Here is a 26,552-nt window from a genome sequence, read left to right as displayed (position 1 = left end):
TTAATTGCCGCCTTGTTTTGTTCCTGATAGTAGAGGGTAAATAAAATGCTGTATTGAAAATGGATTGAACATTTTAACTATTCTTGAAAGGGGAGGTCTTTTTGTCAGATAGTTTTAACATGAAAATAAACGGAGCTGAAGCTAAAGGATATGCAAATCAGACAGCTCTACAAATTCTTTCAGGTCATAAACTTGAGGTACCCAGCGTTTGCTTTCATCCGAGCCTTGGTGCAATTGAAACATGTGATACATGCATCATTAAAGTAAACGGCGAATTTGTGAGGGCCTGTTCAACTGAGATCAAGATCGGGGATGAGATTGATTCACTATCACCTGAAGTAAAAGAGGCCCAGCTCATAGGCATGGACCGGATTTTGCACAATCATGAGCTCTATTGTACAGTCTGTGATTACAATAATGGTGGCTGTGAAATACACAATACGGTAAAAGAAATGAAAATCAATCATCAAAGCATACCATTTGCCCCGAAGCCTTATGAAATAGACAAGACGAATCCTTTTTACCGCTATGATCCCGATCAATGTATTCTTTGCGGCAGATGTGTAGAAGCATGTCAGAATGTACAGGTTACAGAGACCCTTTCAATCGACTGGGAACGAGACAGGCCCCGTGTGATTTGGGACAACGACGTGGCAATCAATGAGTCATCCTGTGTTTCCTGCGGTCATTGTTCAACTGTTTGCCCATGCAACGCAATGATGGAAAAAGGGATGGAAGGGGAAGCGGGTTATTTAACAGGGATCTCCAAACAAACTTTGCGCCCCATGATTGAGATCACGAAAAATGTTGAAACCGGATACGGTTCAATCCTTGCAATATCTGACATGGAATCAGCTATGCGTGACGAAAGAATTAAGAAGACAAAAACCGTCTGTACATATTGCGGAGTCGGCTGCAGCTTTGACATTTGGACGAAAGAAAGAGAAATTTTAAAGGTTGAACCTCAAGCTGAGGCACCAGCAAACGGGATATCAACCTGTGTGAAAGGCAAATTCGGCTGGGATTATGTCAATAGCGAAGAACGTCTTACGAAGCCGCTTATCAGAGAAGGAGATTCCTTCCGAGAAGCTGAATGGGATGAGGCGCTGACGCTAATTGAGCGAAAGTTTTCTCAAATAAAAAATGAACATGGGCCTGACGCACTGAGCTTTATCAGTTCCTCGAAATGCACAAATGAAGAATCATATTTAATGCAAAAGCTTGCCCGGTCAGTAATTGGTACGAATAATATTGATAATTGTTCAAGGTACTGTCAGACCCCGGCCACAATGGGATTGTTCCGAACTGTCGGCTACGGAGGTGATTCCGGCACGATAAAAGATATTGAGATGTCAGAGCTTGTCCTGATCATCGGCTCAAACACTTCAGAATCGCATCCTGTTCTGTCCACCAGAGTGAAGCGGGCTCACAAGCTGCATGAACAGAAGCTGATTGTCGCAGACCTCAGAAAACATGAAATGGCTGACCGCTCCGACTTATTTATTCAGCCTGAATCTGGTACAGACATTGTGTGGCTATCTGCGGTAACCAACTATATAATCGACCGGGGCTTTGCGGACATGCAATTTTTGAAAAACAGAGTAAATGGATTTGATGAATATAAGAAGAGCTTAGAGAAATTCACACTGGAATATGCAGAAAAAACAACAGGCATTTCGAAAAGTGAGCTCATAAAACTAGCTGAGATGATCCATGAAGCGAGAAGCACAGTTGTCCTTTGGGCGATGGGCGTCACTCAGCATTCGGGCGGAAGCGACACCAGTACAGCCATCTCGAACCTGCTGCTGATTACAGGAAATTATGGCCGTCCCGGCACAGGTTCCTATCCTTTGAGAGGCCACAACAATGTGCAGGGAGCAAGTGATTTTGGAAGTATGCCAGACAGGCTTCCGTCCTATGAAAAAATCACCGATCCTGCTGTAAGGGCTAAATATGAAAAAGGATGGGGAGTCAAATTGCCGGAGCGGCCGGGTTTAAACAACCACGAAATGGTGGCCGGTATTCACGCCGGCAGCGTGAGAGCCATGTATTTAAAAGGAGAGGAAATGGGGATTGTGGATTCTAATTTGAACTACGTCCATGCTGCATATGAAAAATTGGATTTCTTCGTCGTTCAGGACCTCTTTTTATCGAAAACAGCGGAATATGCAGATGTTGTGCTTCCGGCAAGTCCAAGTCTTGAAAAAGAAGGAACGTTTACGAATACTGAACGCAGAATTCAGCGTTTATATCAGGTCCTTGAACCTTTGGGAGACTCCAAGCCGGACTGGAAAATCATCATGGAAGTTGCGAATAAGCTCGGAGCTGGATGGGATTATAAACAACCAGGCGACATCATGGAAGAAGCAGCGATGCTTGCCCCTCTTTTTGCAGGAGTAAACTATGAGCGTCTTGAAGGGTACAAAAGTCTTCTATGGCCTGTAGCAGCTGATGGCACGGATACGCCTGTTCTTTTCTTGGATGAGTTTCCTTTTCCGGATGGCAAGGCCCGCCTCTTTCCAGTCGATTGGACGAAGCCGCTCCAATTTGGAGATGAATATGATATTCACGTGAATAACGGCAGGCTGCTCGAACATTTTCATGAAGGCAATATGACCTATAAATCAAAAGGTATTACTTCAAAAACTCCTGGTGCTTTCCTTGAGGTATCTCCTGAACTTGCTTTAGAGCGCGGTTTAAAAGACGGATCTCTTGTAAGGCTGATATCCCCATATGGAAAAGTAAAGGTTAAATGTGTAATAACAGATCGCGTGAAAGGAAAAGAAGTGTACCTGCCGATGAATGATTCAGGTGAATCAGCCATTAATCTCATTACGAGCAGCTATGCGGATAAAGACACAGATACACCTGCATATAAAGAAGTAAAAGCAAAGCTTGAGGTGCTGGAAATCGAGGGTGTCAATCCATTGCCAAAAAATAATTTCAGGTATGGAAAACCTAATCCGCAAAGAGGTGTGGAAGTAGAAAGAAAATGGAAGCGCAAAGACTATGCGTTCCCAGGCGACCTCGTTAAAAAGGAGGGAAATAAGGTTGGCAAAGGCAACTAAAACCATTACACGAATTGAGAAAACAGAAGAAGAAAAGCGAAAAGAAGACTTAAGAGAAGTTGAAGATGCTTTAATTGATCATAAAGACGCCATTATTGATACGCTTGAGATTCTTCAGTACATGCAGGATAGAGGGATTTTGCCGTTATTGAAGGGCTTATTCGGACAGGGTGACAAAGTGATGGACATTCTGGTCAAGACAGTGGATAAAAAAGAAACGACCAACAGTTTAAAAAACCTGCTTTTAATGACAGGGGTGCTTGGCATGATCAATGTCAAGCAGCTGGAGCCCTTTTTATTAAAAGTGAATGCAGGAATCGCAAGAGCAGCTGAAAATAAAGATCCAGCAGAAAAAACGAGCTATTTTGATCTTGCCCGCTCGCTGAAGGATCCTGAAGTAAACCGGGCAGTCACATTGCTGATCAGTTTCTTGAAGGGTATGGGACAGGAGACGGAGCACATTGAAAAAACCAATCAAAGTAAAGAAGATCAAGTGCGTCATAAAAATGAAACTCTGGAATAAGGAAATGGTGAAGGCAATAAATGTGTCTGCCTTCACCCTAATGCTTAGAAAAGAGGAGAAAAAATGACGAAAACGAAAAATCGCTGGCTGATAGCAGTTGCTGCGGTAGGGATCCATATTTCAATTGGCTCTGTTTATTCATGGAGTGTATTTACCAATCCTCTCAGAGATGAACATAATTGGGATTAAGCGAAATCTCGCTTGCATTCAGCATTGCGATACTTTTTTTAGGATTATCTGCAGCATTTATGGGACACTTTGTTGAAAAATATGGACCCAGAGCTTCCGGTCTTCTATCTACGCTATGTTTTGCAGCGGGATTAAGCGCAGCTGCAGCCGCTGCTATGGTAGGTATTATGGGGTTATTTAATGGCTTTGGACGAATTGGGTGGGCATCTGTATCAGACTATATTGGCCGTCTAATGCAGTAAGCCATCATAATTAATAAAATCATGTGCATCCTATTTAATAAATTGGATGTTTTTTAATTAATAGGAAAAAATATTTAAAATAAGTAAAATATTTACTTTAAATGGCATAACAGACACAAAAAGGTAAGGGGGGATTGTATATTATGGGACAAAAGCCTTTACATTATGACGGCAGTGTACAAGCTGTTTCTGATGAGGAGATCTATTTGAACGAACAACTCATAATAACAGATGAAATTAGAAAAAACTTTGGATTTAATCCTTATTTTTCTGACAGCAATGAATAAAATCGAGAAGGACTTGTGAAAACAAGCCCTTTTTTTATACGCAATAAAAATGGAATATTTTATCTGAAGTTGTAAAAATTAAAGAAAGCACACCTGCTTTATCCCCGAGGTGAATTTATGGAACAAAAAAGGAATAAAAAAATCGAACGCATTTTGATCTATTTATGCATGTTGGCCATTGCTTTATATCTGTCACCACTTTATATCCTAAATGAAAATGCGCACATCCGCGTTCATGATAACCTGGATTCTAACCTTGCCTGGTATAAAGTGCTGACCGAAAATGGTTATCTTTTCAGCGGACTGAATGGAACTTTGCCGAAAATCATAAACGGACTGCCAAGAAATGCTCTTGGTTCAGAATGGAATCTTCAAATCTGGCTGTATAATTGGTTTCCGACTATGACAGCTTATGCATTTTCACAATCTATAACAAGAGTTATTGCCTTTTTGGGCATGTTTCTTCTCTTGAAGGACCATTTTATGATAGAAAGGAAATATTTATTCATTGTCGCAGGGACGGCCTTAACATTTGCCCTGACACCTTTCTGGCCCCAAGGGATGCTCAGTACGCTTGGAATGCCTCTTGCATTATGGGCCTTTTTAAATATCAGAAAGGGAAATCATTCTTGGCGCAACCTTGCAGTTTTAACCTTGCTTCCTTTTTACTCAAGCTTTGTCTTAGGTTTTTTCTTTTTTTTAACGGCTATGGGTATTCTATGGATTGTGGATGTGATGAAAGAAAAGAAATGGAATTTTCCTTTTTTTGTCTCCATCGGATACATGACACTTGTCTTTTTTATAGTTGAATACCGATTAATCTATTCCTTTTTATTTTCATCTGAACCAAATAGCCGTGATGAATACTTTCATGCGAGACTTCCTTTATGGCGGGTCATAAGGCTCACATTTAAGAACTTTGTATTAGGCCATACACATGTCATGACCGTCCATGGCTTGATTATCCTGCCGGTTACACTGATTGCTTTATACATAATTATTCGAAAAAGAATATGGAAACTAGAAAAGCCTTTTGTCTTTTTATTAAGCTTGAATTTCTGTTTATCAGCATGGTATGCTTTCTGGTTTTATAAAGGCTGGCTTCCTTTAACGGAACGTTTTCATTTCTTGGATACCTTCAACTTTGCTAGATTTCACTTTTTGCGTCCTATCATTATTTATATTGGATTTGCTCTCGGACTAAAAATTTTATACAGTGAATTCCAGAAAAAATGGGTAATCGGGGCGTGTATTCTAGCTCAAGTATTTTTGCTTGGCATCTTTAACGATGAAATTATCTATCAAAATAAACCATCTGTAAAAGAATTCTACGCAGAGGAACAATTCGCCGAAATTAAAAAACATATCGGCATACCTGTTGAGGATTACAGAGTTGCAAGCCTGGGTCTTCATCCTGCTATCGCACAATACAACGGATTTTATACTCTCGATACGTACAACAACTTTTACCCGCTCTCGTATAAATATCAATTTCGGCAAATTATTGAAAAAGAACTTAGTAAAAATAAGAGACTGCGGATTTACTTTGATGAGTGGGGAGGCAGATGCTATCTTTTCAGCAGCGAGCTCGGGAAAAGGTATATGTTTACTAAAAATTCAACAATTAAATTGGAAGATCTTGATTTGAATATGGAACCATTTAAAAAAATGGGGGGAAGGTATATTTTTTCAAGCTTGCCGATCGAACATCCTGAATTGAACCATTTAATTTTGGATAAAGTATTTCATTCTCACGAATCTGTGTGGAGAATTTATCTTTATAAAGTCAAATAAACACCATGGGGGACTTCACATAATGAATGCACCAACGCTAACTATTGTAGTTCCATGCTATAACGAAGAAGAAATTCTTCCTCAAACAATTCATAAACTCAGTCAATTGCTGGACAGTATGTTTATAGAGAAGAAAATATCTTCAAAAAGCAAAGTCCTGTTCATTGATGATGGCAGCAAAGACTCTACTTGGTCAATTATTAATAAAGCATGCCTTCATATGGAAAGGGTGGCAGGGTTAAAATTATCACGAAATGCAGGGCATCAACATGCATTGCTTGCAGGCATGTTCACCGCAAATGATGAATCTGACTGCATTATCTCTATTGATGCAGATCTTCAGGACGATATCACAGTCATTCATGAATTTATTGACAACTATCAAAAAGGGTATGAAATCGTTTATGGAGTCAGAAAGAAAAGAGAAACAGATACTCTTTTCAAACGCAAATCGGCTGAATGGTTTTATAAGTTAATGAAAAAGCTTGGAGTCGAGCTCATATACAATCATGCGGATTTTCGGCTGATGAGCAATCGTGCTGTACAGGAATTGAAAGGATTTGAGGAGGCAAATATGTTCTTGCGGGGCATCGTTCCGCTCATTGGGTTTAAATCAGCCAAGGTCTATTATGACCGGAAAGAAAGGCTTGCAGGCCAGACTAAGTATCCTTTTAGGAAAATGCTTTCCTTTGCCTTTGATGGCATCACTTCCTTTTCTGTTACACCGATCCGCTTAGTTTTATCAATGGGTTTGATTACTTTTATTGTTAGTCTTCTATTCAGCGTTTACTGTTTGACGATGAAATATTTAGGAAGGACTCAAACAGGATGGACGTCTTTAATTGCCTCTATATGGTTAATAGGAGGTTTGCAGATGATTTCTACAGGATTAGTTGGGGAGTATATCGGAAAAGTGTACAAAGAAACAAAAAGGCGTCCCAAATATATTGTCGAGATTGATTTATTCAATCTTCCCATCCCAAAAAACAATTTGATTCAAGAAGAAGACTATCGCTATGAGCTCAGAAAGTAATTTTATTCGAATTGATCCGCTTTTATTAAAATTCATTCTCGTAGGAATTATGAATACAGCCGCAGGCTTATCAGCAATCTTTCTTTTTCTGAACGTTATAAACGTTTCTTACTGGCTGTCAACTTTTTTGGGTAATATCATAGGTGCAGCCGTCAGCTATTATTTAAATCGTTCATTCACCTTTTCAAGCCAGGCCAGCATCAAAAGGAGTCTCCCGCGGTTTATAATAGTAATTGTTTTTGGTTATTTTGTGTCATTTTCCTTCGCCAAAGCGGCAGCTGAATTCATTTATACTGGATCCCCCCATGCCTTTATCCTGACTCAAGATATGCTTGCTGTACTAGTGGGGACAGGTTTTTATACGATCTTAAATTTTTTGGGGCAGAAGTATTTTGTTTTCAAAAATTGATTTTCAAACAAATGAAACAGCAGAATAAAAACTGCTGTTTTTTCGTCTTTTTAAACTATGTTCTAACTAATCAATTTGACGCACAAAATAATTGACATATCTGTGGTCATTTATAAAAGGCAAACCAAAAGCAGCAAATCTTATTTTTGATTTAGTAAAATTTTTCCTTTTTAATAAGAATTCTTTTCACATAATTATTTAAATAAACTATGTTCTAAATAATCATTATATTAATAAAGATGCTCAGACTATATTTCACCATTCCTACATTTCACATTCTAACTAAAAAAGTATATAAAGGGTCAAAAGACTCAATTTTCGTCTTCATGCAGGGGAATTTCTAAAAACATTGAATTATTAGAACATAGTGCATGTAATCAATCTTCAAAAAGGAGATGGTTTAATTGGGTGAAAAGAGAAGTGCGAGCGGATTTTTGTTAAAACAGAGAGCTTTTTTAAAGCTCTACATGATTCGCATGACAGAACAGGATCGGCTTTATGGATTAAAGCTTCTGGATGTGCTGCGGGATGAATTCAGAAGGTATGGATACAGGCCTAATCATTCTGAAGTTTATAAATCATTACACGAATTAATTGAAGATGGTGTATTAAAGCAAGTGAAGCGTAAAAAAGAGGGCATGAAGCTGCAGGAAGTCGTTTATTACAAATTTGAAGATTATGAGAAGGCAAAGCTATACAAAAAACAGCTGAAAACAGAATTGGATCGGTGTCAAAAACTTCTCGATAAGGCTATTCAGGATAATTTCTCTTAAAATTATACAGTACTTCAGAATCCATGAAACGGGTTCTTTTTTTGTTTGAAGTATGATTATGTTAGGTTATGATAAGTAATAGAATTGCCGCAAAAAAACTGGAGGACTAAAAATTGCTGAAAAAAACAATAAAAGCATACATTGAAAATGAAATGGCCAATCATCCTGAAAATCAATCAATTGGAATTTACAAAGCAGAAAAGGAATATGCAGAGGCACACAGTCTGGTCCCTGAGCAAGTTACCTTAGAAGAGCAGAAAGATCTTTCCCGTTTTATGCATTCCTATATTGAACGAGTGGATAAAGAAACGGAGGAATTGATTGCTGCTGAGAAGCCATCTGATTTTCTTCACGAAAAAGTAAGTTTCTTAAAAATCAATCAAAAAGAGTTTGTTTATTTAGAATCTGAATGGTTTGACATCATTAAAATTGATGGATTAACCCTTGAGCATGATGATGTTTTTGGATCCTTTAAAGGCCTTCTTGGTTTAAAGCAAAAAAAAGCTGCAGGCAGCAGCATCCGCGAATGGTTTAATGAAAAGGCAAATGGTGAATCAACAAAATTCCAGCTGCTTTTTAATGACAAAGACGGTTTATGGGATGTTAATTTCGACTGTGATCTGATAGAAGGTTTTCACGAAAACTTATCCCTTAATGCAGCTTTTGAATTAATCTATGATTTCCTCTTTCAGCTTGTGAAGGAATTAGATAGGAAAGGACAATAATAGAGTACATAAGCCTGCAGAAATGCAGGTTTTTCATTTTTTGAAAAATTAGGCGTTCACCCTTATTCACTCTTAACATATGTTAGTAGAAAAGAGGGAGAGGATGAATTGGATGAAAGGAAAAGCTATCCACTATTATGCTAGCGGCAATACGGCTAAAGGGTATTTCAGTCTGTATAAATTTGCAGTTAAAGAATTAAATCGGGTATTTTTGCTACAAGGCGGGTCAAGAGCCTGCAAATCTGAATACATGAAAACAATAAGTGAATCATTGCTTTTGGCAGGTCATTCGATTGAATATTTACACTGCCCTTCTAATAATGACTGGATTGAAGGATTTATTGTTACTGATGCCGGTATCGGTATAATCGATGATGCGGTGCCTGAGATTCGCAAACAAATTTCGGTTGAAAACCTGCAAGTAATTGTTCTTGAAAATGAAATGAAACATCATTCTGCAAATAGGGATGCAATAGGACAGCTAACCGCCGATATCACTTCTAAATTTCAGGATGCGTACGGAACGTTTGCCGCAGCACTGAAAGCACATGATGATATTGAAGATATTTACATTGCAAATATGGATTTTACTAAAGCCAATCAATTGTCGGTTGATTTGATTGAACTTTTCTTTGGAGAGGAAGAGGCTCACAAACCTTCGAATGTAAAACACCGCTTCTTAGGCGCTGCTACACCCGATGGAGCAGTAGATTTTATCCAAAACTTAACAGAAGATATCGGAAAACGGTATTTTATAAAAGGCAGGGCAGGTTCAGGAAAATCTACTATGCTGAAAAAGATTGCAGCTGCTGGAGAAGAAAAGGGATATGACGTTGAAATTTATCATTGCGGTTTTGATCCAAACAGCTTGGACATGGTCATTCTTCGTGAAAAAGGCATTGCAATATTTGACAGCACGGCACCTCATGAATATGAACCTGAACGAGAAACAGATGAGATTATTGATATGTATCAAACTTGCATAACGCCCGGGACAGATGAAAAATTCGCAGCCGTAATCAATCGAACAACTAAAGCTTATAAGGACAAAATGAAAGAAGCAATCACTTACCTGTCAGAAGCGAAAGAACTGGTAGATCAGCTGGAGAAAATCAAAGGAGAAAAAACTTCTTCACGCTTTATTGATCTATACGAATTAATAGCAGATGAGATAAAACTATAAAACAAACATGAAAGGGAAGATAGAGCTAAACAAACATTTAGCTCTATTTTCTATATGGTTAATTTAAAAAAGCGTATCGGTACATTCAATTTATTTTGATCACGATAAGAACGATAAGACACAACATGATGCTCTAAAGTCCGGACGTCAAGCTGTAAGATGTCAGATCCCTTGGTTTCCAGCTTGTAATGAACATCAACTTGGTCCAAAGTATAAAATGAAAAGGTCAGACCTAAAAGATTCTTGGTCTCTTTTTTAGTATCTGGATGGTATTGGATATAAGCAGCTAATTGTTCAACTGTAACTGCCTGAGTTCCTGTAAGAGAATCAATTCGCTGTTTAACATATGCAGCCGCCTGAATCAGATTCATTTTCGTTCTATTTATCATGTTAGATATATGAATATCCATATAGCTTCTCCTTTTTATGTGATCAGTCATGCAAATTTTACTGGTTTTGATCCGGCTGAGCAGAAAATTGATTATTTGCCCCTTGGCTGCTCATTCCTGTTAATTGAGGCATCATATTCTGAAGCTGTCCTCCGCGGCCTGTCATCAAACTATAAGCAGCTGCACCAATGCCGATGGAAGCAATGATGGGAAGAATTTGGATATTGTTTTTATTCATTTTAATTCACCCGCTTCATATTTACTTTTAATGCAGTTATAGGTTCTGTATTTTTCAAAAAATTAAAGCTAACAAATCCTTCCTGACTAAACATTTTTTGAAAGAGGCAAAATACATGATGCCATATTAAAAAGCCTCTCTTTTTACCAAGAGAGGTTTTACTGCAGACTATTTATAAATTGTTTTAGATGTCAAGTACTACAAGAACATATCGTTCAGGAGCCGAACCAATAAATTCAAATGGGTAGCATGTGCTCACTGTAAGTGTTGCCCGCGGCTTTGGAACAATTACTGTGCGGTCATCCTCATCAACAATTCTTACTTTTTGTACTTTGAATATGAATTCACCCTCGCCAACTTCGCCAAGCCTTTTAAATACTGTATCTCTATGACCTGATAGCACAGAGTTGTCATTTTCGCCAGGGAGTACACTTTCAGCAAAATGGCCAACACCTTTTTCGAGCTCGTTTTCATCAGTACCATGAAAAATTGGGAGGACCGCCTTTAATTTTGGAATATAAAGTTCTCCCATTTCTTCTCCAGGTTCAGGCCTGCTGGGGTACAGCACTTTTTTTATTTCCGGATCTTTTTCTTCGGGTATGCTTTTTTGTTTTACTTCTCCTGAATTGAAATCAGGGGAAGCAGCAAAGGATCCTGCAGCAAATTTATAGAGATTAGTTGAAGTAAACAGCAAACCGATCAGGATTAAAAACACAGGAAAGAAAAGGAGAATCAGCCGCTTTTTGCTTCTTCTTCTTTCCAATTTATACATAGCGAACCTTTCGATATAAGAAGCTTCCAGCTGCCAATAAGATTACCCCAAATACCGCATAGATGAGGTAATGACCTGCTGTTTTTGGCAATTTAGCGCCTTTACGGTTTTCGGTTCTGCATGATTCATTTGTTTGGTGATGTGTTTTTTTACAGGCTGTTCGGAAGCTTCAATTGTTTTAGCAGCTTGCTTTGCTGATTCCTCAACTTGCTCTCCCGTTTCTTCAAGAACTTCAGAACTTACCATTTCACCAGTAATGATAAGGTCAGCAAGAAACGTTCCATCTGCTGAAAAGAGGGCTACTTTTAAATTTGCTCCTTTTAATTCATCTAATCTGATTAAGTCTGCAAGTGACAATGAAGTTTCTGATCCATCTTTAACAAGACTGTACGATGCCTTTAAGTTAAAAATAGAAAGAATTTCATCATAGATAGAAGCAAGCTCGGCTATTTTACCTGCTGATAAATCTTCTGTAACTTCAAATTCCCCGATAGCCGACATGCGGTTTCCTAAATCATCAAGACGCCTCAAGTGAGTCCATACTGATTCTTCCAATTTGAAAATATAGATGTAATCATGAAGATCCTTATCATTCTCAGCAAGCAATTGAAGCAATGACTGCCGATCAAGATCATAATTTTCTTTAAAGTAAACCAAGTTGCTCAAATCAGCTTTTATAACTTCTCCAAGAAAATCTTCAAGCTGCTTAACAGATTCAAAATTTGCAATGCTTTTATCATAAATCAATGAATATATAATCTTCTAAACTTTCTCCATTTTCTTCTAATAGGAATACCATTTCTTCATGATCTAAATTAAATTCATCATATAAATTTGTAAGATTGCTATAATCTGATTCAATAACCTCTCCTAAGAAATCCTTAGGAAGGGAAGGAAGGGAGGCAGCAGTGCCTCCTGTTTTCTATATTTTCGTATTGGATTTTTTAGCTCGATTCTCAAGCTCGCTTTTAGGTTCAGTTGAAAACTCAGTATCTTTTCCTTGGCCCTGTGGATTCACGCTTGGTGCTGCTTTACCGCGGTTTGATCCTGTAAATTTACTGCTCATTTTCATTCACCTCCACACCTATTATGCCCTAAATCATGGATTTAAATAGCAAATTTTGATGAACCCTCGGAAATCCGTTCTTAAAAACGAATATTATACTAATTCAGATACAGGAGGACTATTATGAAAACGATAATATCAAATAAAGAATTGGCATTCTTGGTCGAAACAGCAATAAAATCTGATGTCTCAAAAGAAGATTTCAAAGTGTTCGTTCAATCAAAAAAACTTGAAAGAGAAATAAAGGTCTGCGTAAATAATAAATTTATGTCCTTACTTAAATAGTTTGGCAGTTTTTTATGTTTTTAAAACTGACATATGTCCCAGATTCATGTAAATTGGAGCTCCTGTAAAATCAGCATCATTTATTTATAAATTAATCATATCATCCATAACAAAAACAATTGATGCTTTCAAAATTGAAAGCCCTTACAACGCATCGAATTGATCCATATGACTTTAAGGACTGGCATCTTGATCACGTTCAAATGAAAAAGATGCCGGCAAAGATTTATTCTCAACCTGAAAATTGGTTCAACATGAAAAATCATTTCTTGGTATCTATCCGAACAAAGAACTTCTCCTGTATTCCTCGATTTCTTTTTTCTGTTTCCCATTATTTCACATTCTCACTTTTTTTAAACGGAGCTCAAATAGATGCGGGTCACATGGTCAAAGACACCTACATAGACTATAAAGAATGAATAGGGAAGAAAGGAGGAAAAGCGTGTCCAAAAATGACAGCCATAAAGGTCAATCAAAGGCTTATTTAACGATTCCTGCAAAAGCAAGTACTTCAAACCAGGAATGTTTCCGTGTAAATTATATGCAAGAATTTATGAAACACCAGCAGCATGTTAATACTGAGCTTTCACATGCTGCAGAAACCTTAAACAGCTTGCTGCATGAATCTAGATCAGAGCAAACCCAACACTTTCATGCTGTATACAGGCATTTAGAAAAACAGGAAGCTGCGACTTCACCGCTGCTGTCAAATATAGAAACTCAGCAGTCTGCATCAAGAATAATGAGTGAACGTTTAGAAAGTCTTGAAAAATCAAACAAAGAATTGATGTTTAAGTTATTAAGTGAAGGTCATATAAGCCAGGCAATTATTGATCAGCTCACTTTCCAGGATCAGTCCATAAGAGAACTTTCAGGGAGATTTAAAACGTACGAGAGTTTGCAGGAAAAAATAATAGACCAGCTGGATTCGAATGCTGAACTTAAAGAACAGATTAAAGGCAGGCTGGAACTGCAAGAAGTGTTTCATCAGAGTGTAATCGAGAGGATCAGTCATCAAGAAGCTTTGACCGAAAAAATTTCAAGAGATATAGATCACTTAAAATCGGTTATTTATGAGAGAGTATCTTATATTGCTGAAAAAGTTGAAGAGAATTTCAAGGTGACAAAAGAGTATATATTCAATCTTTTCTCAAAGAGTGGATCTATTAAAGAATATACCATTACAAAACCATCTAAGAAAAAAGACCTTTCAAACCTTTGATTCTAAAAAACCAACTTAATTGTTGGTTTTTATTATGATTTATTTTTCAATTTAGCAATCTCCTCCGTTACTACAAACGCAAGATCGTCATTTCCAAACAATGATAGTACGCCAAGAAGGGTATCGTTTGAAATTTCGCCAGCTTCCTCTTTGGACACAGCTAATTTAATTGCTTGCCTTAATTCGTGATTTTCAGACTGGTTAGGATATGCGCGTAAATAAAGTTCTGCAGGATCAAGATCATAATTAATGCACCACTGCGCAAAGACAAGAATCATCATTTGCTCGTCCCGCTGATAATTGCGGATAATTTGTTCTTGTGTTTCTTTTGAATTCATTTTTAAAACTCCTTACTATGTATCGATATTATACCTATCATAGCACAGGATTTTTGCTGTGTAATGAATAGAAGAAGAAAGAGGCTTCTATATGAAGCCTCTTTACTGCCTTAGTTTTAGCTGTTAATAATCGAATGGATAGATAAATACGTAAAAGGGAAAACGGCGTCTGCGGTACCGTCTGAATCTTCTTCTATATCCATATTGTCTATTGCATCCTCTCTATTTTCGAATGGTTCTTCCTGCGGCCAATTATTAGGGTAATACCCATACTGGTAATTGTTCATCATAATCCCTTCTCTGCGAATTAGGTTATTCACCTAGAACGAATATTGTGACAGAGTGAATAAAGACAAATGAAAAATTTTTTTACATATGGATGAGATATCTTATCATATTGTTTAAAGTGATACTTGAACTTGAGAGGAGGTTTAAGAATTGAAGCTCTCTGAAAGGATGCAAACCATTCTTGGAAGTGTTCATTCAGCATCGGAAATGGAATTATTGGAAGCTTTAAAAAGTCTGAACATACAAATTGAAGAATTGAAGCCCTTCTTAAAAAACGAACAGAATAAACCATACTACCGAAAGCTTCTATATAAAAATGAAACACTCGAATTACTTGTGATGAACTGGTCTGAATTGGAATGTGTACCTCATGATCACGGGAAGTCGCATGGTTGGATTCAGGTCATAAACGGGGTTTCTGAAAACACGGTTTATGAAGTGAAAGAAAATCAGCTGCCTTCTGAATTATTTACAGAAAAAAAAGAGAAAGGAAGGAGCTTTTTTGCACCAAAAGGAGGGGTGCATAAAATGGGGGAGTCTAATGGCACAAACCTTGTGACACTTCACCTCTATTCTCCGCCAATCACCGGAATGAAGGTCTATGATCTCGAAAAATGTGCAGCATGCATAGTTTCTGATGATTGCGGGGCATGGTGGCCTGATGAAATACATCAAAAAGTAAAAGAAATAAAATTGAAAAAAGCTGCGGAATAAATCGCAGTTTTTTATTATGCCGTTTTTGAAATTGGATATAACTAAACAGAGGTGATTTCATTGAAACGGCCAATTGGAACAATCATTCTATTCATATCAGCGTTTTTACTCTACTTTGCCTGGGCAGGCTTTGTTAAAAGTGAACTGACAGTCACAACTCATAAAGGATATGTTGTGAAAAAATATCAGACAACAGACATCGCAGAATCAGGAATAAATGTCATATCTCAGCAGGTTTATCACATTAAACTTTCATCAGGAAGACTTTTGTCAGTTTCAGCATTTGTTTATGACTCTCTCAAGGCCGGGCAATCAGCGGTATTCGCAGAAAAACAAAATCATGTGTACCTTATAGCCGAAAACAAATTAATATATTGAATAGTCTTTTTATTAGATTTGGTGGCATTTTCCGCTATACGTATGAGATAATACATAAGTTCATTTTTCGCACGAAATTGATAAGAACAAGTCACATAATATAGGAAGTGAATCTTAATGATCAAAATTGAAATACCTAGAGCAGATGTTGTTCTGACTAGAAATCCGGTTAAAGGCCAGCCTGTTGAGGCTCCATTAAGCAGTGAATATGGATTTACTGATTACAACAGAATTCCCCGCGATAAAGGCGGGATATTTATGTTTTACAACATCAATGATGAGCTATTGTTTGTAGGAAAAGCTCGCAAACTTAGACAAAGAATCAAAAAGCATTTTGAAGATACCGTATCCCCAATCAAAAATAATCGTGATGAAGTACATGAAATTGCTGTTTGTGTCGTAGACAACGCAGTGGATCGTGAAATATACGAGACTTACATTATTAATGAGCTTCAGGCTAAATATAATGTAGATAAAGTTTTCTATAAATAATAAGCAAGAAGCGGTGACTATGATGTCACCGCTTCAGGCTGTCGACAAAGTCGACAGCTATTTTTATACCAAAAGTCAGGCACAAGATATTGTGGTCTTTTTACAAAAAGACATCTAAATATACGAATAAAACGAAAGAAAAAACCCTATTTCAACAATATGATATTAGAAAATAGGGTTTGTCTACACTCTGAAGCGGTGACTATGATGTCACCGCTTTTTAATTTGTATTTTTATATTTCCTTGGCGTTTGAAAGTATAATGCTGACAGACAGTTATTGCTTTTGAGTAATTTTGCTCATTATTCTGATGTAATCTGACAGCAAATTCACAAAGAACCTTCATCTGGCGCTTCCGTATGCTCTTTTTTTACAGCCAATGAAAAAATTGTATGTTAATTTTAATAAATGCCTTATATTTAAGAAGACGAAAATTTAGTGAGGCGAAATACTTTTATGAGCATGTATCTGCATGAATTAATCAATAATTATCAGTCGTATAACAGGAACATCAAGCTTGCCGTCGCCGCAAATATCATGACTCAAATCGGCATGGGCATTTTCATGACCCTTTATAATCTATATTTGCGCGATCTAGGTTACAGCGAATTAACGAATGGAAATGTGATTGCACTGACAGCACTTGCCCAAACGATTTTTCTGGTACCGGCCGGTTTTCTGAGTGATAGGACCGGCAGAAAAAACGTGATGCTGATCGGTTCATTATTTGCCTCCATGACCCTGCTTGGCCGATCTATTTTTGAATGGGAGATGATGCTCCTTATCCTCGCTTTTGCCAGCGGAACTTTTATGTCTTTTATTCAAGTATCCATGATTCCATGGCTTGCGGAAAATTCAAATGAGAAACAGAGAATTCATCTTTTCAGCTTCCACTTTGCGGTAATGATGGCTGCAAATGTTATTGGTAACCTGCTTGGAGGGGTTTTGACTGATTTATTCACGTTTGCAGCAGGACTCAGTTCTCTATCCAGTCTAAGAATCACACTGCTGTTTGGAACCGCTTTATACATAATAGGCTTAATTCCCATTTTCTTAATGAAGGAGAACAGAAAAAGATTAAGCAAGAAAGCAGAAAATACAGAGGTTCGTGCAAATAAAAAACAGCAATGGAAACTTGTGATTCTATTTGTAGGTGCACAGGCGATTATCGGAATCGGATCAGGACTAGTCATACCTTATTTAAATCTCTATTTTGCTGATCGATTTCAAACCTCCTACTCAGCAATCGGGATGATTCTCTCACTTGGCCAGGGTGCGACCGCAATTGCAATGATTATCGGTCCTGCCATAGTGAACAAAATGGGGGAAGTAAAAGCGGTAGTTCTCCTGCAGCTGCTTTCCCTGCCGTTTTTGTTATTAACTGGGTTTACAACGAATATATACTTTGCTGTTATAGGCTTTTTATTCCGTCAGGCGCTCATGAATGCCGGAAACCCCATCCAAATGTCATTAATGATGAACAGAGTTCCTGATGAAATGAAGGGCATTGCCAATTCTTTAAGCCAGATGGCCTTTTCATTCGGCTGGGCAACGATGGGGCCGCTTTCAACTTTCATTGTAGCAAAGTATGGATCTTATTGGGGCTACTCCTATGTTTTTTTGATAACCGGCATGATCTATTTCATTGGGGCTCTCTACTTTTTATTTGTGTTTAAAGAAAAGAAAAACAGCTTCATTAGTGAATCTGCGGCTGTTTAACGTTTAATAGGTAATTTCCTTTCAAAGTGTTATAATAAATTGGGTTCTAAAAGAGGATTATATTACTTGAGTTAGAGAAAATAACTAAAGCAAAGAATTCATCAGAATTTCAACTAATGGAAGGAGATTTTACGTTGGATAAAATTGAAGTAGGCGAGATTTTCACAATCAGCGATGAGAACGATCAGGAGCAGGAAGTAGAAGTTCTTGGGGTATTAACAGTAGAAGGCACAGAATATGCTGCAGTCGGGTTTGTAGAAGAAATACAGCAGGAAACTGATGAAGACATTGATATCTATTTCCTTCGAGTAGACGAAGAAGGAGATTTCACTGCAATCGAGAGCGACGATGAGTTCGATAAAGTATCTGCTGCTTTTGACGAATTGATGGATGAAGAAGAAAACTGATTTACATATACTATGACCAAGTGCATTTGTGCATTTGGTCTTTTTTGATGGATTTTAATAGGAATTCAGGAAACATCTATATAAAAATACAGATTTGTTTTTCGTTTTTCTTATCTTTATAGTACAATCAATTCTAATGGAAAAAAAGATAAGGAAGTGTAACAAATGAAAGAACGTGTCATCACCGGCATTATTATCTTGATTTTATTCATGATTCCATTTTACATTGGAGCATTCTGGTTTACTTATTTAGCAATGGTACTGGCCATAATTGCCTTTCATGAACTGACAACCATCATAAAAATACGGAAATATGGGACGAAATATTTTGTAGGTCTTGCAGGAATCGTTCTGTTATTTCTCCCGCTGCTTCCGTTTTTGAATGTAGCGTTTGAGATTATCCAAATTAAAGTGCTGCTGGCACTCGTTTTGTTTTTCCTGACATCCACTGTCTTCAATACTGAATATTCGATTGAAAAGGCTGGAACGCTGCTGATCGGAGTTCTGTACATCGGATTTGGCTTTGTGTTTTTGGCTGAAGCAAGAATTGATGAAGGGCTTATATGGACATTGGCTGTTTTAATCTCAATTTGGGCAACTGATTCAGGAGCCTATTTTGTCGGCAGAAAGTTTGGTAAAACGAAGCTTGCTGAAAAGGTAAGCCCGAATAAGACAATTGAAGGTTCAATCGGGGGCATCATCATTGCTCTTATTATTGGCCTTATTATGCAAATGAGTTTTCAGCCATTTGACAATTACGGTGAAACGGTTCTGCTCATTTTCATCGTTTCTATTGCCGGACAAGTTGGGGACTTGGTAGAGTCAGCTTTAAAACGACATTTCAAAGTAAAAGATTCGGGCAAGCTGCTTCCTGGACATGGTGGAATTTTGGACAGGCTGGACAGCTGGATCTTTGTTTTCATCGGATTAAAGTTAATTGGGTTAATTTAAAGGATATACGGTAACCGTATATCTTTTTTTACAGCAAAAAAATGAATGAGTATTCATATTCGGGATCTTGACATAGTTTAGTTATTAATTAATAAGGGAGTTGCAGGATCTGAAACTTAATTTGGGAGACATTTTTACATGGGAACGAACTTTTACTGCAGAAGAAACGCTGCAATTTGCTGAGTTGCCGGGTGATAAAGGCAGGCATCATTTGGAGCATGATGAAAAGGGAAGGCTGATGGTGCATGGTTTAATGACTGCAAGTATTGGAACGAAGATAGGGGGAGATTTGAATTACATCGCAAGGGAGATGACAAGTGAATTTATCTGGCCTGTCTTTACCGGAGATGCCATCACATGTATCTCCATCCTGAAAAAAATGCGTCAAAGCGTGAGTATGGAACAGAAAAATCGTCTCCAGCCTGAAAAAAAGGCGTCAAAGCGAGTGTATGGAACAGAAAAATCGTCTCCAGCCTGAAAAAAAGTGTCAAAGCGTGTGTATGGAACAGAAAAATCGTCTTCAGCATGAAAAAAAGGCGTTAAAGCGTGTGTATGGAGCAGAAAAATCGTCTTCAGCATGAAAAAAAGGCGTCAAAGCGTGTCAAAGCGTGAGTATGGAACAGTAAAATCGTCTCCATCCTAAAAAAAGGGCGTCAAAAAAAGCGTGTATATGCAAGAGAAAAATCGAATTACGATTGAAAATATTGAACAATAGAAGGACACAAAAAAGTTAAATGGCGTCTGTTTATCGGAATCAAAAGGAAACTGAAACAAGTCACGGATAATCAGGGATTAGTACTGAATAGAATTCTTATAGGGAGGGGGGAGATTCAGTCCCCCAATGCACCTTTTATTTCATATTGCTTAAGATCAATTTCAAGCTCCATGCCTAGTGCAAGCTTTGCAAGCTCACGGCCAATATAAGGTCCCATCGTCAGCCCCGATGCTCCGAGTCCATTTGCTGCTGCTAAGCCTCTCCAGCCAGGAACGAATCCCACAACAGGCAAAAAGCCCGGAGTGAATGGCCTAAAGCCGGTTCTTGCTTCAAGAAAGGTACATTCTTCTAAGCCGGGTGCTGTTTCTAAAGCTTTATTAAAAACCTCCTGAAGGCCGCCGGCTGTGACTCTCGTATCAAACCCCTCCATAATATTTTCATGCGTGGCTCCGGCCACGATCCGCTGCTCATCGAATGCAAGCAGATATTGATCACTAGGAGGCATGACAACCGGCCAGAAGGATGTATTTGCATCTTCCATTTTCAAATGGGCGATCTGAGCTTTTTGGTAGGTGACTTTAAAGGTCAAGCCAAGCGGCTTTAATAATTCATTTGCCCAAGCTCCTGCACAGATTATGACCTCATCTGCATAAAGACATTTACCATCTGCATACACTCCCTTAACGTGTTCACATTCAAATAGGAGCTTAGCATTCCCATGAATATAAACGGCTCCCTTTTTCACGGCAGCTCTCAAAAGGGAGTCTCTTAGGGCACGTCCATCTACACGTGCAGCTCCTTCAATATGAACAGAAAAAAAGTCTTCTGAGAGGGGAGGAAAGCTATTTTTTGTCTCTTCTTTGGATAAAGGAGTAATGCTGCCGATTTCTGGTGCATCTTCTTTTCTTTTCAAGGCCCGTTCTTGGATCTTCTTGATTTTATCTTCTTCACGATGAAGGATAATCGCGCCAACCTGTTTATAACCCGTGTCTGTTTCTCCATCTTTTTGAAGTTCTTCAATTAGTTCAGGATAGTACCTCGCTCCGCCTTTGGCAAGCTTATACCATGCTTGATTTCGGCGCTGTGACACCCAGGGACAAACTATCCCTGCCGCAGCATCAGTTGCTTGTCCTGCATCTTTACGGTCGATGACTGTGACATCCGCCCCGAGCTTTGTTAAATGATAAGCAGCAGATGCACCTAATATGCCTGCACCTACAATAATGATTTTTTTCATACCATTCATCCTTTGACTATATTTAGTACGATACATGAAGTTTTATATTACTTCTTTTAATTTCTGCCTAACTGACCATGCCTGTGCATATCATAGTTTAACAAATGTTCTAATGTGAGGTGCACAATGAGTGAGTATTATCATTATTTGCCGCTTGTAAAACAATTTTTGCCTCCTGAGGCAGAGGTCTTTGAGCTGACCGGGCCAGATAATCGTATCGCTATCTTTACAGCGGACTTAGATGGCGATCAGATTTTTGAAATAGCTGCTGCTTACCGTTTGAATGGCGAGCATTATGTTATGATCTTAAAAAATAATCATAACACATGGCACCAGGCAGCGAATATGAAAGGAAACAGCGCTTTTTTCGCAGAATTCTATTCTGTTGCGGAGTATGACAGATTTATTGTGACAGAAGAAATGGGAGATGTCACAGGAGATGGCATTCCTGATACTGTTTTTTTGACGGCCAATCAAACTGCCCCTGATAGTTCTTTTCTGAACAATATCACGCTTAATATCAAGAATGGAAGAAATGGCCAAGTACAGCAAATTCCCTTAAAAGAAAATGCAGGATATGATCCATCTTTATTTTTGGGTGATTTTACTGGCAATAAAGTGGAAGATATTTTAGTAGTCATTAATTCCGGCGGCAGCGGCGGCTTTATATTCGCCTATGTATTTACGTACACGGACAGGAGCTTCAAGCAGATTTTCGACTCTGAAGCTTTTAATGATTCAAAAAAATATGAAGTTTTATATCAAGATCAATTCAAAGCACAAGTGGATAGCTTAAAGCCTGCTAAACGATATATACTTGATCTTCAGTATAAAGGGGAAGAGTACCTGAACGAAATTTACAAGAAAGACGGCACTTTAAAGGAACCTGTAGAGGGGTGGGTAGCTGCACTGTCAGGGCTGTACCCTGTTGATTTTGAACGTGACGGTATATATGAACTGGATGCGTATCAGAATATTGCAGGCAGGTACAGTGCAGATAGGCTGGGATACATGATGAATGTTTTGAAGTGGGATGGACATGAATTTGTGACAGATCGGCAAAGCATCGCGATTTTTGGAGAGGATAAAGAATAAAAAGAGCTGATGACAGCTCTTTTTCATTATGGTTTAGAAATTTATTAAAGTAAAAGGTTGTATATACTGAAATAAGTTATCTACATCCAGCTCCTGCGCCCAGATCCGCGGTCAGAACAAATCTGCCTGCCCGAATCTGACAAAGTCGACTGCGCTTTTTGTTCTTAATCTACAACTATATATGCAATCATCGGCACACCTTGTCCGTGATGGGAGTGCGTATCGCATATGAGACGATAAATCCCTTCTTTTTCGAATTTTAATGGTATGACTGTTTTAGCACCTTTCTTCACGACACCTGTTATATCTGTTCCTTCAATCCGGAAGGGATGCTCACTCCCATTTATGCCGTAAATGGTTAAAGTAACTTGTTTTCCTTCAGGCACATAAATCGTTCCCGGGTCCCACCTGTATGCTTCAATCTCTTTTCCATCTTCCGTTTTTGATTTAAATTCGCCCGTAACCATATTAATTTCTAAATTCCCGCTGCTGTTCTCCATCTTCAAGGTTGGAGATGCTGCCGGATTGAAATAATACCAGCCTCCAAACCCTATTATAGCAACAAGAGCGGCAACAACCAAAATCCATTTCTTTTTAATTAAAACAAAGCGCATGACTGAACCTCCTTATTCATTTTTAAATTTATATGTTAGGAGAAGTGGAAACTTGTCTTATCATTTCAATTAAAAGGGCGAATAGACAGCTTTCTTTTAACACACCCTTTAGAAAAAGGAGGGTTAATTATGAAAAAAGAAAAAGATGCTTCGTTTCTGAAGTTGAGAGATGATCAGGCACATGCAAATTTCAAAGACATATCAGGAGACTCCATAGATGAACTTAGAAATACAGAATCAGCAAACATCATGTTGGGCGGAGATGAAATCAAGCAGCAGAATGAAAATCTATAATAAAGAAAAGGTATGTCATATCCGACATACCTTTTCTTATTCTTCTTTAAAGAACTCACTGCTAAACAGGTTATATGTGTCCTCTTCTTCTTTATCGACTGCACGCACAGTGTCAGAGTATGTTTTTCTTCTCCGGTTTAAATCTTTGAATTCTGCTTCAAGAAATTCAGCCTGATCGTGCGAAAGCTTAATGGTAACTTCGTTATTATTTTCATCCGCAGCTTTTAAAAGGACATAGCTGTCTACCGAATCACGCAGCGTTACATTGCTGAGTGTTATATTCATATTATTTAGTTCATATCTTGCTTTCATTGATGATAGGACCTCCAGTGGCCGTATATATTATACAGTCTATTTTATAGCTATAAAAAGAAAAGCACAATGAACCGGCATAATAATTCTAACTAATTCAATTGGACAAAGTGTAAAAAAATATCATGATTCCTTTTACGTTAAGAAAAATGTAATAGATTTAATTTTGCTATACTATTGATACAGAATATTCTATAAATTAATAGAGGAGGGGATATTTATGGCTGAAAAAACACTGACAATAAACAAAGCCCGACTGGAAAAAAGAATAAATGCTCTATCACAGATAGGAAAAATCAGTGAGACCGGAGTTTGCAGGCTTGCCCTGTCACCTGAAGACAAAGAAGCAGTCGAAACAGTAAAAGGCTGGATGGAAGAAGCAGGATTAACCGCAAGAATTGATCACTTTGGAAATCTGATCGGACGGCTTGAAGGAAGGAATCCTGAAGCTCCCGTATTAATGATTGGTTCACATATTGATTCACAGCCGTATGCGGGCAGATTTGACGGAGTAATCGGTGTTTTAGGTGCACTAGAGGCCGCTCAAACATTGAAAGAGCTGAATATTATTCCCAATATGCCAATTGAAATCGTCGCATTTTGTGATGAAGAGGGCTGCCGCTTTAATAAAGGATTGTTCGGAGTGAGGGGAATCCTTGGCAAACTGGAAGCAGGGGAGTTAGACCGGACAGATAAAAATGGAATCACGCGAAAAGAGGCATTGATTGAATTTGGATGCGATCCCGAAAAATTTAATGACTCAGAATATCCTGCTGGAAGCATTTCCGCATTTATAGAACTCCACATTGAACAAGGGCCGATTCTTGAAGCAAAAGATACACCAGTTGGAATCGTTACAGGTATATCAGGACCATTATGGCTGACGGTAGAACTCGAGGGCTTTGCAGGTCACGCAGGATCCGTTCCCATGCATATGAGGCAGGATGCGCTGGTTGGAGCTGCAAAAATTGTTGTTGCCCTTAATGAATTAACAAGTGAGGATGTCACTGCGCCTACAGTTGGTACAGTCGGAAGCATGAAGATCTTCCCTGACTCGCGAAACATCATTCCGGAAAAAGTCAGCTTTACAATCGATTTAAGAGATATTGAGATTGAAAGACGCGATTTTATTGAAAATCTGCTGAGAAAAAAAATCCACACCATTTCTGAACGGCATGGATTAACTTATACCATTTCAGAAGATACAAATAGTGAACCGCGGTATTGCTCTGAAAGAATTATGAAGGTAATGAGAAAGGAGAGTGCACATATCGGACTGAATCCGATTGAATTGATGAGCGGCCCTTTTCATGATTCATTAGCGATGTCGTACGAATGTGAGTATGGGATGATCTTTGTCCGCTGTAAAGACGGTATCAGCCATAATCCTAAAGAGTTTTCAACAATGGAGGATATCTCACTTGGAACGGAGCTATTATACAGAACGGCTATGAAAATGGCACTTGATTAATTCGCAGAGATGAAAGAACAAAAGAACAATCCATTCTTTTTGGCGCTTAAATGGATAAATATTCATTCAGGCGTTTATTTTTATAAAATTATCGGTAAAGTCAATCAAACCGGTGTATATTAATTCAATTTTAAAACCCTTTAAACTAATTGTTTTCTATCGAATGACCATTTTTGTATTCTAATATTCATTTTGACACAAGGTTTCCGATAAATCATAATGATTAATAAATGGTCAAGCATCTTACATATGGGGTGAAATAAAAATGAAGAAAAAAATTGCTCTATCATGGAGCGGCGGCAAAGATGGCTGTATGGCACTGCATAAGCTCATTGGCCAAGGTCATGAAATTTCCTGTCTTATAACCACTGTACCTGTTGAGCTTGAAAGAACGTTCGGTCATGGTGAGAAAATGGAAGCAATACTAAAACAAAGCGAAGCCTTAGGTATTCCTGTACATTTTATTAGATGCACATTTAAAGGATATACTCAAAGTTTTATAGATTCACTTAAAGATTTGAAGAAGAAGTACCATCTTACAAGTGCAGCTTTCGGAGATTTATATCTTGATGAACACCGCAGCTGGGGAGAAAATGCGTCAGACTCAGCTGGATTAGAAGCCCTATATCCTTTATGGATGAAGAAGGATGAAGCACCTCAAGCCCTTCAAGCTTTTGCAGATAGCGGATACAAAGCAGTCATCATCAGAACTCAGGATGATGTGCTTGATGACACATGGCTCGGACAGGAAATTGATCAGCAGCTTATAGAAAGAATGAAGTCCACACAGATATGTCCAATGGGTGAGGCAGGAGAATATCATACCTTTGTGTATGATGGCCCGTTATTTAACAAGCTGATCCAACTGCAATTTGGCGAGAGAATTCAAATGGAAACAACGACGCGCCTCGAGCTTGAGGATTTAATCCTAATCGAGAAATAGCCTGACTAATTGAGTCCTTTATCAGATTCAGGAAAAAGAAGTTGATGACATTTCCAGATTTATAGATTACAATGAACAAAAAATATGATTCTTTAAAAGTGCCTGATGTGTTCAGGATAATAGGGAAACCGGTTAGAATCCGGTGCAGCCCCCGCTACTGTAAGCGCAGATTCAGTTGAGACGCCACTGACTTTTCAAGTTGGGGAGGTTCAATGGAAAATGAAGCGCAAGCCAGGAAACCTGCTTTTAATGATTGTTTGCTTGTTTTTCGGTGGGAAGAATAAGTCAGGTACCCTTAGTGTGTATGACTTTGCTTATTAAAGGCCTTGACTGACTTCCATTCAGTTCAAGGTCTTTTTTATGTTTATAGACAAAAAGAGGAGATGA

General features: G+C 38.2%; 32 protein-coding genes, 1 pseudogene and 1 riboswitch. Of the genes and pseudogenes, 23 read left to right on the top strand and 10 right to left on the bottom strand.

Annotated elements, in window-relative coordinates; translation table 11 throughout:
- Positions 1-119 precede the first annotated feature (119 nt).
- From fdhF to LIT25_12880, 10 genes and pseudogenes are all read left to right on the top strand, one after another.
- A complete protein-coding gene (gene fdhF, locus LIT25_12925; GenBank protein ID USK36269.1) occupies positions 120-3,068 on the top strand; it encodes a formate dehydrogenase subunit alpha in 2,949 nt (982 codons plus the stop codon).
- Positions 3,052-3,591: a DUF1641 domain-containing protein gene (locus LIT25_12920; protein USK36095.1), complete on the top strand. Its 540-nt coding sequence runs from the start codon at positions 3,052-3,054 to the stop codon at positions 3,589-3,591. Before fdhF ends, LIT25_12920 begins: the two co-directional genes overlap by 17 nt.
- 63 nt (positions 3,592-3,654) lie before the next feature.
- Positions 3,655-3,923 (top strand): annotated as a pseudogene (locus tag LIT25_12915) (MFS transporter).
- A gap of 242 nt (positions 3,924-4,165) precedes the next feature.
- Positions 4,166-4,309 (top strand): hypothetical protein, encoded by a 144-nt coding sequence (locus tag LIT25_12910; GenBank protein ID USK36094.1) that lies wholly within the window; start codon positions 4,166-4,168, stop codon positions 4,307-4,309.
- Positions 4,310-4,426: 117 nt separating this feature from the next.
- The gene (locus LIT25_12905) at positions 4,427-6,103 is read left to right on the top strand and encodes a DUF6044 family protein (GenBank protein ID USK36093.1); all 1,677 of its coding nucleotides are present in this window, start codon (positions 4,427-4,429) and stop codon (positions 6,101-6,103) included.
- Positions 6,104-6,125: 22 nt separating this feature from the next.
- Positions 6,126-7,136: a glycosyltransferase family 2 protein gene (locus LIT25_12900; protein ID USK36092.1), complete on the top strand. Its 1,011-nt coding sequence runs from the start codon at positions 6,126-6,128 to the stop codon at positions 7,134-7,136.
- A complete protein-coding gene (locus tag LIT25_12895; GenBank protein USK36091.1) occupies positions 7,120-7,545 on the top strand; it encodes a GtrA family protein in 426 nt (141 codons plus the stop codon). Before LIT25_12900 ends, LIT25_12895 begins: the two co-directional genes overlap by 17 nt.
- Before the next feature lie 404 nt (positions 7,546-7,949).
- Positions 7,950-8,318 carry a Replication termination protein gene (locus LIT25_12890; GenBank protein USK36090.1) on the top strand — a complete coding sequence of 123 codons (369 nt, stop codon included), beginning with the start codon at positions 7,950-7,952 and terminating at the stop codon, positions 8,316-8,318.
- A gap of 113 nt (positions 8,319-8,431) precedes the next feature.
- Complete coding sequence (locus LIT25_12885) at positions 8,432-9,043, top strand: hypothetical protein (protein USK36089.1); 612 nt, start codon at positions 8,432-8,434, stop codon at positions 9,041-9,043.
- A 103-nt stretch (positions 9,044-9,146) separates the two neighbouring features.
- A complete protein-coding gene (locus tag LIT25_12880) occupies positions 9,147-10,226 on the top strand; it encodes a PRK06851 family protein (GenBank protein USK36088.1) in 1,080 nt (359 codons plus the stop codon).
- 50 nt (positions 10,227-10,276) lie between these two features.
- Here the strand turns inward: LIT25_12880 and LIT25_12875 are convergent, their stop codons facing one another.
- From LIT25_12875 to sspL, 5 genes are all read right to left on the bottom strand, one after another.
- Positions 10,277-10,636 (bottom strand): hypothetical protein, encoded by a 360-nt coding sequence (locus LIT25_12875; GenBank protein USK36087.1) that lies wholly within the window; start codon positions 10,634-10,636, stop codon positions 10,277-10,279.
- A gap of 37 nt (positions 10,637-10,673) precedes the next feature.
- A complete protein-coding gene (locus tag LIT25_12870) occupies positions 10,674-10,853 on the bottom strand; it encodes a hypothetical protein (protein USK36086.1) in 180 nt (59 codons plus the stop codon).
- A 184-nt stretch (positions 10,854-11,037) separates the two neighbouring features.
- Positions 11,038-11,625, bottom strand: a complete 588-nt coding sequence (locus LIT25_12865; protein USK36085.1) for a sortase — start codon at positions 11,623-11,625, stop codon at positions 11,038-11,040.
- A 42-nt stretch (positions 11,626-11,667) separates the two neighbouring features.
- The gene (locus tag LIT25_12860) at positions 11,668-12,372 is read right to left on the bottom strand and encodes a processed acidic surface protein (protein ID USK36084.1); all 705 of its coding nucleotides are present in this window, start codon (positions 12,370-12,372) and stop codon (positions 11,668-11,670) included.
- Between the two features lie 175 nt (positions 12,373-12,547).
- On the bottom strand, positions 12,548-12,691 hold the full coding sequence (gene sspL / locus LIT25_12855; protein ID USK36083.1) for a small, acid-soluble spore protein L: 144 nt from the start codon (positions 12,689-12,691) through the stop codon (positions 12,548-12,550).
- A 123-nt stretch (positions 12,692-12,814) separates the two neighbouring features.
- Between sspL and LIT25_12850 the strand changes: the two genes are divergently transcribed.
- Both LIT25_12850 and LIT25_12845 read left to right on the top strand, forming a co-directional pair.
- Positions 12,815-12,976: a hypothetical protein gene (locus LIT25_12850; protein USK36082.1), complete on the top strand. Its 162-nt coding sequence runs from the start codon at positions 12,815-12,817 to the stop codon at positions 12,974-12,976.
- A gap of 442 nt (positions 12,977-13,418) precedes the next feature.
- Complete coding sequence (locus tag LIT25_12845) at positions 13,419-14,198, top strand: hypothetical protein (GenBank protein USK36081.1); 780 nt, start codon at positions 13,419-13,421, stop codon at positions 14,196-14,198.
- A 32-nt stretch (positions 14,199-14,230) separates the two neighbouring features.
- Here LIT25_12845 and LIT25_12840 read toward each other — a convergent pair whose 3' ends face one another.
- Positions 14,231-14,536: a hypothetical protein gene (locus LIT25_12840; GenBank protein ID USK36080.1), complete on the bottom strand. Its 306-nt coding sequence runs from the start codon at positions 14,534-14,536 to the stop codon at positions 14,231-14,233.
- 116 nt (positions 14,537-14,652) lie between these two features.
- Positions 14,653-14,823, bottom strand: coding sequence for a hypothetical protein (locus LIT25_12835; GenBank protein ID USK36079.1), 171 nt, complete (start codon positions 14,821-14,823; stop codon positions 14,653-14,655).
- A 151-nt stretch (positions 14,824-14,974) separates the two neighbouring features.
- Between LIT25_12835 and LIT25_12830 the strand changes: the two genes are divergently transcribed.
- The 7 genes from LIT25_12830 to LIT25_12800 all read left to right on the top strand — a co-directional run bounded on the left by LIT25_12830 (position 14,975) and on the right by LIT25_12800 (position 19,962).
- On the top strand, positions 14,975-15,538 hold the full coding sequence (locus LIT25_12830; GenBank protein ID USK36078.1) for a cysteine dioxygenase family protein: 564 nt from the start codon (positions 14,975-14,977) through the stop codon (positions 15,536-15,538).
- Positions 15,539-15,598: 60 nt separating this feature from the next.
- Positions 15,599-15,916, top strand: a complete 318-nt coding sequence (locus LIT25_12825; protein ID USK36077.1) for a hypothetical protein — start codon at positions 15,599-15,601, stop codon at positions 15,914-15,916.
- 117 nt (positions 15,917-16,033) lie between these two features.
- The gene (locus LIT25_12820; protein ID USK36076.1) at positions 16,034-16,408 is read left to right on the top strand and encodes a nucleotide excision repair endonuclease; all 375 of its coding nucleotides are present in this window, start codon (positions 16,034-16,036) and stop codon (positions 16,406-16,408) included.
- Between the two features lie 455 nt (positions 16,409-16,863).
- The gene (locus LIT25_12815; protein USK36075.1) at positions 16,864-18,126 is read left to right on the top strand and encodes an MFS transporter; all 1,263 of its coding nucleotides are present in this window, start codon (positions 16,864-16,866) and stop codon (positions 18,124-18,126) included.
- Between the two features lie 116 nt (positions 18,127-18,242).
- On the top strand, positions 18,243-18,533 hold the full coding sequence (locus LIT25_12810; protein USK36074.1) for a DUF1292 domain-containing protein: 291 nt from the start codon (positions 18,243-18,245) through the stop codon (positions 18,531-18,533).
- Between the two features lie 165 nt (positions 18,534-18,698).
- Positions 18,699-19,484 carry a phosphatidate cytidylyltransferase gene (locus LIT25_12805; protein USK36073.1) on the top strand — a complete coding sequence of 262 codons (786 nt, stop codon included), beginning with the start codon at positions 18,699-18,701 and terminating at the stop codon, positions 19,482-19,484.
- Between the two features lie 109 nt (positions 19,485-19,593).
- On the top strand, positions 19,594-19,962 hold the full coding sequence (locus tag LIT25_12800; GenBank protein USK36268.1) for an enoyl-CoA hydratase: 369 nt from the start codon (positions 19,594-19,596) through the stop codon (positions 19,960-19,962).
- Positions 19,963-20,314: 352 nt separating this feature from the next.
- On the opposite strand, the gene LIT25_12795 is transcribed toward LIT25_12800, so the two are convergent.
- Entirely contained in the window at positions 20,315-21,436 is a 1,122-nt protein-coding gene (locus tag LIT25_12795; protein USK36072.1) for an FAD-binding oxidoreductase, read from the bottom strand.
- 345 nt (positions 21,437-21,781) lie between these two features.
- Between LIT25_12795 and LIT25_12790 the strand changes: the two genes are divergently transcribed.
- A complete protein-coding gene (locus LIT25_12790) occupies positions 21,782-22,531 on the top strand; it encodes an FG-GAP-like repeat-containing protein (GenBank protein USK36267.1) in 750 nt (249 codons plus the stop codon).
- A gap of 164 nt (positions 22,532-22,695) precedes the next feature.
- Here the strand turns inward: LIT25_12790 and LIT25_12785 are convergent, their stop codons facing one another.
- A complete protein-coding gene (locus LIT25_12785) occupies positions 22,696-23,145 on the bottom strand; it encodes a cupredoxin domain-containing protein (protein ID USK36071.1) in 450 nt (149 codons plus the stop codon).
- Positions 23,146-23,274: 129 nt separating this feature from the next.
- On the opposite strand from LIT25_12785, the gene LIT25_12780 reads away from it, so the two are divergent.
- Positions 23,275-23,439 (top strand): hypothetical protein, encoded by a 165-nt coding sequence (locus tag LIT25_12780; protein ID USK36070.1) that lies wholly within the window; start codon positions 23,275-23,277, stop codon positions 23,437-23,439.
- 36 nt (positions 23,440-23,475) lie between these two features.
- Here the strand turns inward: LIT25_12780 and LIT25_12775 are convergent, their stop codons facing one another.
- Positions 23,476-23,751 carry a hypothetical protein gene (locus tag LIT25_12775; protein ID USK36069.1) on the bottom strand — a complete coding sequence of 92 codons (276 nt, stop codon included), beginning with the start codon at positions 23,749-23,751 and terminating at the stop codon, positions 23,476-23,478.
- 220 nt (positions 23,752-23,971) lie between these two features.
- On the opposite strand from LIT25_12775, the gene LIT25_12770 reads away from it, so the two are divergent.
- The gene (locus tag LIT25_12770) at positions 23,972-25,222 is read left to right on the top strand and encodes a M20 family metallo-hydrolase (protein ID USK36068.1); all 1,251 of its coding nucleotides are present in this window, start codon (positions 23,972-23,974) and stop codon (positions 25,220-25,222) included.
- A 265-nt stretch (positions 25,223-25,487) separates the two neighbouring features.
- The gene (locus LIT25_12765; protein ID USK36067.1) at positions 25,488-26,165 is read left to right on the top strand and encodes a diphthine--ammonia ligase; all 678 of its coding nucleotides are present in this window, start codon (positions 25,488-25,490) and stop codon (positions 26,163-26,165) included.
- Positions 26,166-26,244: 79 nt separating this feature from the next.
- A riboswitch (cobalamin riboswitch) is annotated at positions 26,245-26,428 on the top strand.
- Positions 26,429-26,552: the final 124 nt, after the last annotated feature.

This window comes from Bacillus sp. F19 (genome assembly GCA_023823795.1).
In the GTDB taxonomy this organism is placed as follows: Bacteria; Bacillota; Bacilli; order Bacillales; family Bacillaceae; genus Bacillus_P.
Note: the sequence above shows the minus strand (reverse complement) of the source record. Positions and strands in the feature narration are given on the sequence as shown.

What these genes read in the sequence shown, in the direction of transcription:
- sspL (USK36083.1), bottom strand. Translation starts at nt 12,691, where the DNA reads ATGAGCAGTAAATTTACAGGATCAAACCGCGGTAAAGCAGCACCAAGC.
- LIT25_12805 (USK36073.1), top strand. Translation starts at nt 18,699, where the DNA reads ATGAAAGAACGTGTCATCACCGGCATTATTATCTTGATTTTATTCATG.
- LIT25_12780 (USK36070.1), top strand. Translation starts at nt 23,275, where the DNA reads ATGAAAAAAGAAAAAGATGCTTCGTTTCTGAAGTTGAGAGATGATCAG.
- LIT25_12815 (USK36075.1), top strand. Translation starts at nt 16,864, where the DNA reads ATGAGCATGTATCTGCATGAATTAATCAATAATTATCAGTCGTATAAC.
- LIT25_12835 (USK36079.1), bottom strand. Translation starts at nt 14,823, where the DNA reads ATGAACAATTACCAGTATGGGTATTACCCTAATAATTGGCCGCAGGAA.
- LIT25_12840 (USK36080.1), bottom strand. Translation starts at nt 14,536, where the DNA reads ATGAATTCAAAAGAAACACAAGAACAAATTATCCGCAATTATCAGCGG.
- fdhF (USK36269.1), top strand. Translation starts at nt 120, where the DNA reads ATGAAAATAAACGGAGCTGAAGCTAAAGGATATGCAAATCAGACAGCT.
- LIT25_12785 (USK36071.1), bottom strand. Translation starts at nt 23,145, where the DNA reads ATGCGCTTTGTTTTAATTAAAAAGAAATGGATTTTGGTTGTTGCCGCT.
- LIT25_12790 (USK36267.1), top strand. Translation starts at nt 21,782, where the DNA reads ATGAAAGGAAACAGCGCTTTTTTCGCAGAATTCTATTCTGTTGCGGAG.
- LIT25_12765 (USK36067.1), top strand. Translation starts at nt 25,488, where the DNA reads ATGAAGAAAAAAATTGCTCTATCATGGAGCGGCGGCAAAGATGGCTGT.
- LIT25_12870 (USK36086.1), bottom strand. Translation starts at nt 10,853, where the DNA reads ATGAATAAAAACAATATCCAAATTCTTCCCATCATTGCTTCCATCGGC.
- LIT25_12895 (USK36091.1), top strand. Translation starts at nt 7,120, where the DNA reads ATGAGCTCAGAAAGTAATTTTATTCGAATTGATCCGCTTTTATTAAAA.
- LIT25_12865 (USK36085.1), bottom strand. Translation starts at nt 11,625, where the DNA reads ATGTATAAATTGGAAAGAAGAAGAAGCAAAAAGCGGCTGATTCTCCTT.
- LIT25_12910 (USK36094.1), top strand. Translation starts at nt 4,166, where the DNA reads ATGGGACAAAAGCCTTTACATTATGACGGCAGTGTACAAGCTGTTTCT.
- LIT25_12875 (USK36087.1), bottom strand. Translation starts at nt 10,636, where the DNA reads ATGGATATTCATATATCTAACATGATAAATAGAACGAAAATGAATCTG.
- LIT25_12850 (USK36082.1), top strand. Translation starts at nt 12,815, where the DNA reads ATGAAAACGATAATATCAAATAAAGAATTGGCATTCTTGGTCGAAACA.
- LIT25_12795 (USK36072.1), bottom strand. Translation starts at nt 21,436, where the DNA reads ATGAAAAAAATCATTATTGTAGGTGCAGGCATATTAGGTGCATCTGCT.
- LIT25_12775 (USK36069.1), bottom strand. Translation starts at nt 23,751, where the DNA reads ATGAAAGCAAGATATGAACTAAATAATATGAATATAACACTCAGCAAT.
- LIT25_12900 (USK36092.1), top strand. Translation starts at nt 6,126, where the DNA reads ATGAATGCACCAACGCTAACTATTGTAGTTCCATGCTATAACGAAGAA.
- LIT25_12770 (USK36068.1), top strand. Translation starts at nt 23,972, where the DNA reads ATGGCTGAAAAAACACTGACAATAAACAAAGCCCGACTGGAAAAAAGA.
- LIT25_12820 (USK36076.1), top strand. Translation starts at nt 16,034, where the DNA reads ATGATCAAAATTGAAATACCTAGAGCAGATGTTGTTCTGACTAGAAAT.
- LIT25_12905 (USK36093.1), top strand. Translation starts at nt 4,427, where the DNA reads ATGGAACAAAAAAGGAATAAAAAAATCGAACGCATTTTGATCTATTTA.
- LIT25_12880 (USK36088.1), top strand. Translation starts at nt 9,147, where the DNA reads ATGAATTGGATGAAAGGAAAAGCTATCCACTATTATGCTAGCGGCAAT.
- LIT25_12810 (USK36074.1), top strand. Translation starts at nt 18,243, where the DNA reads ATGGAAGGAGATTTTACGTTGGATAAAATTGAAGTAGGCGAGATTTTC.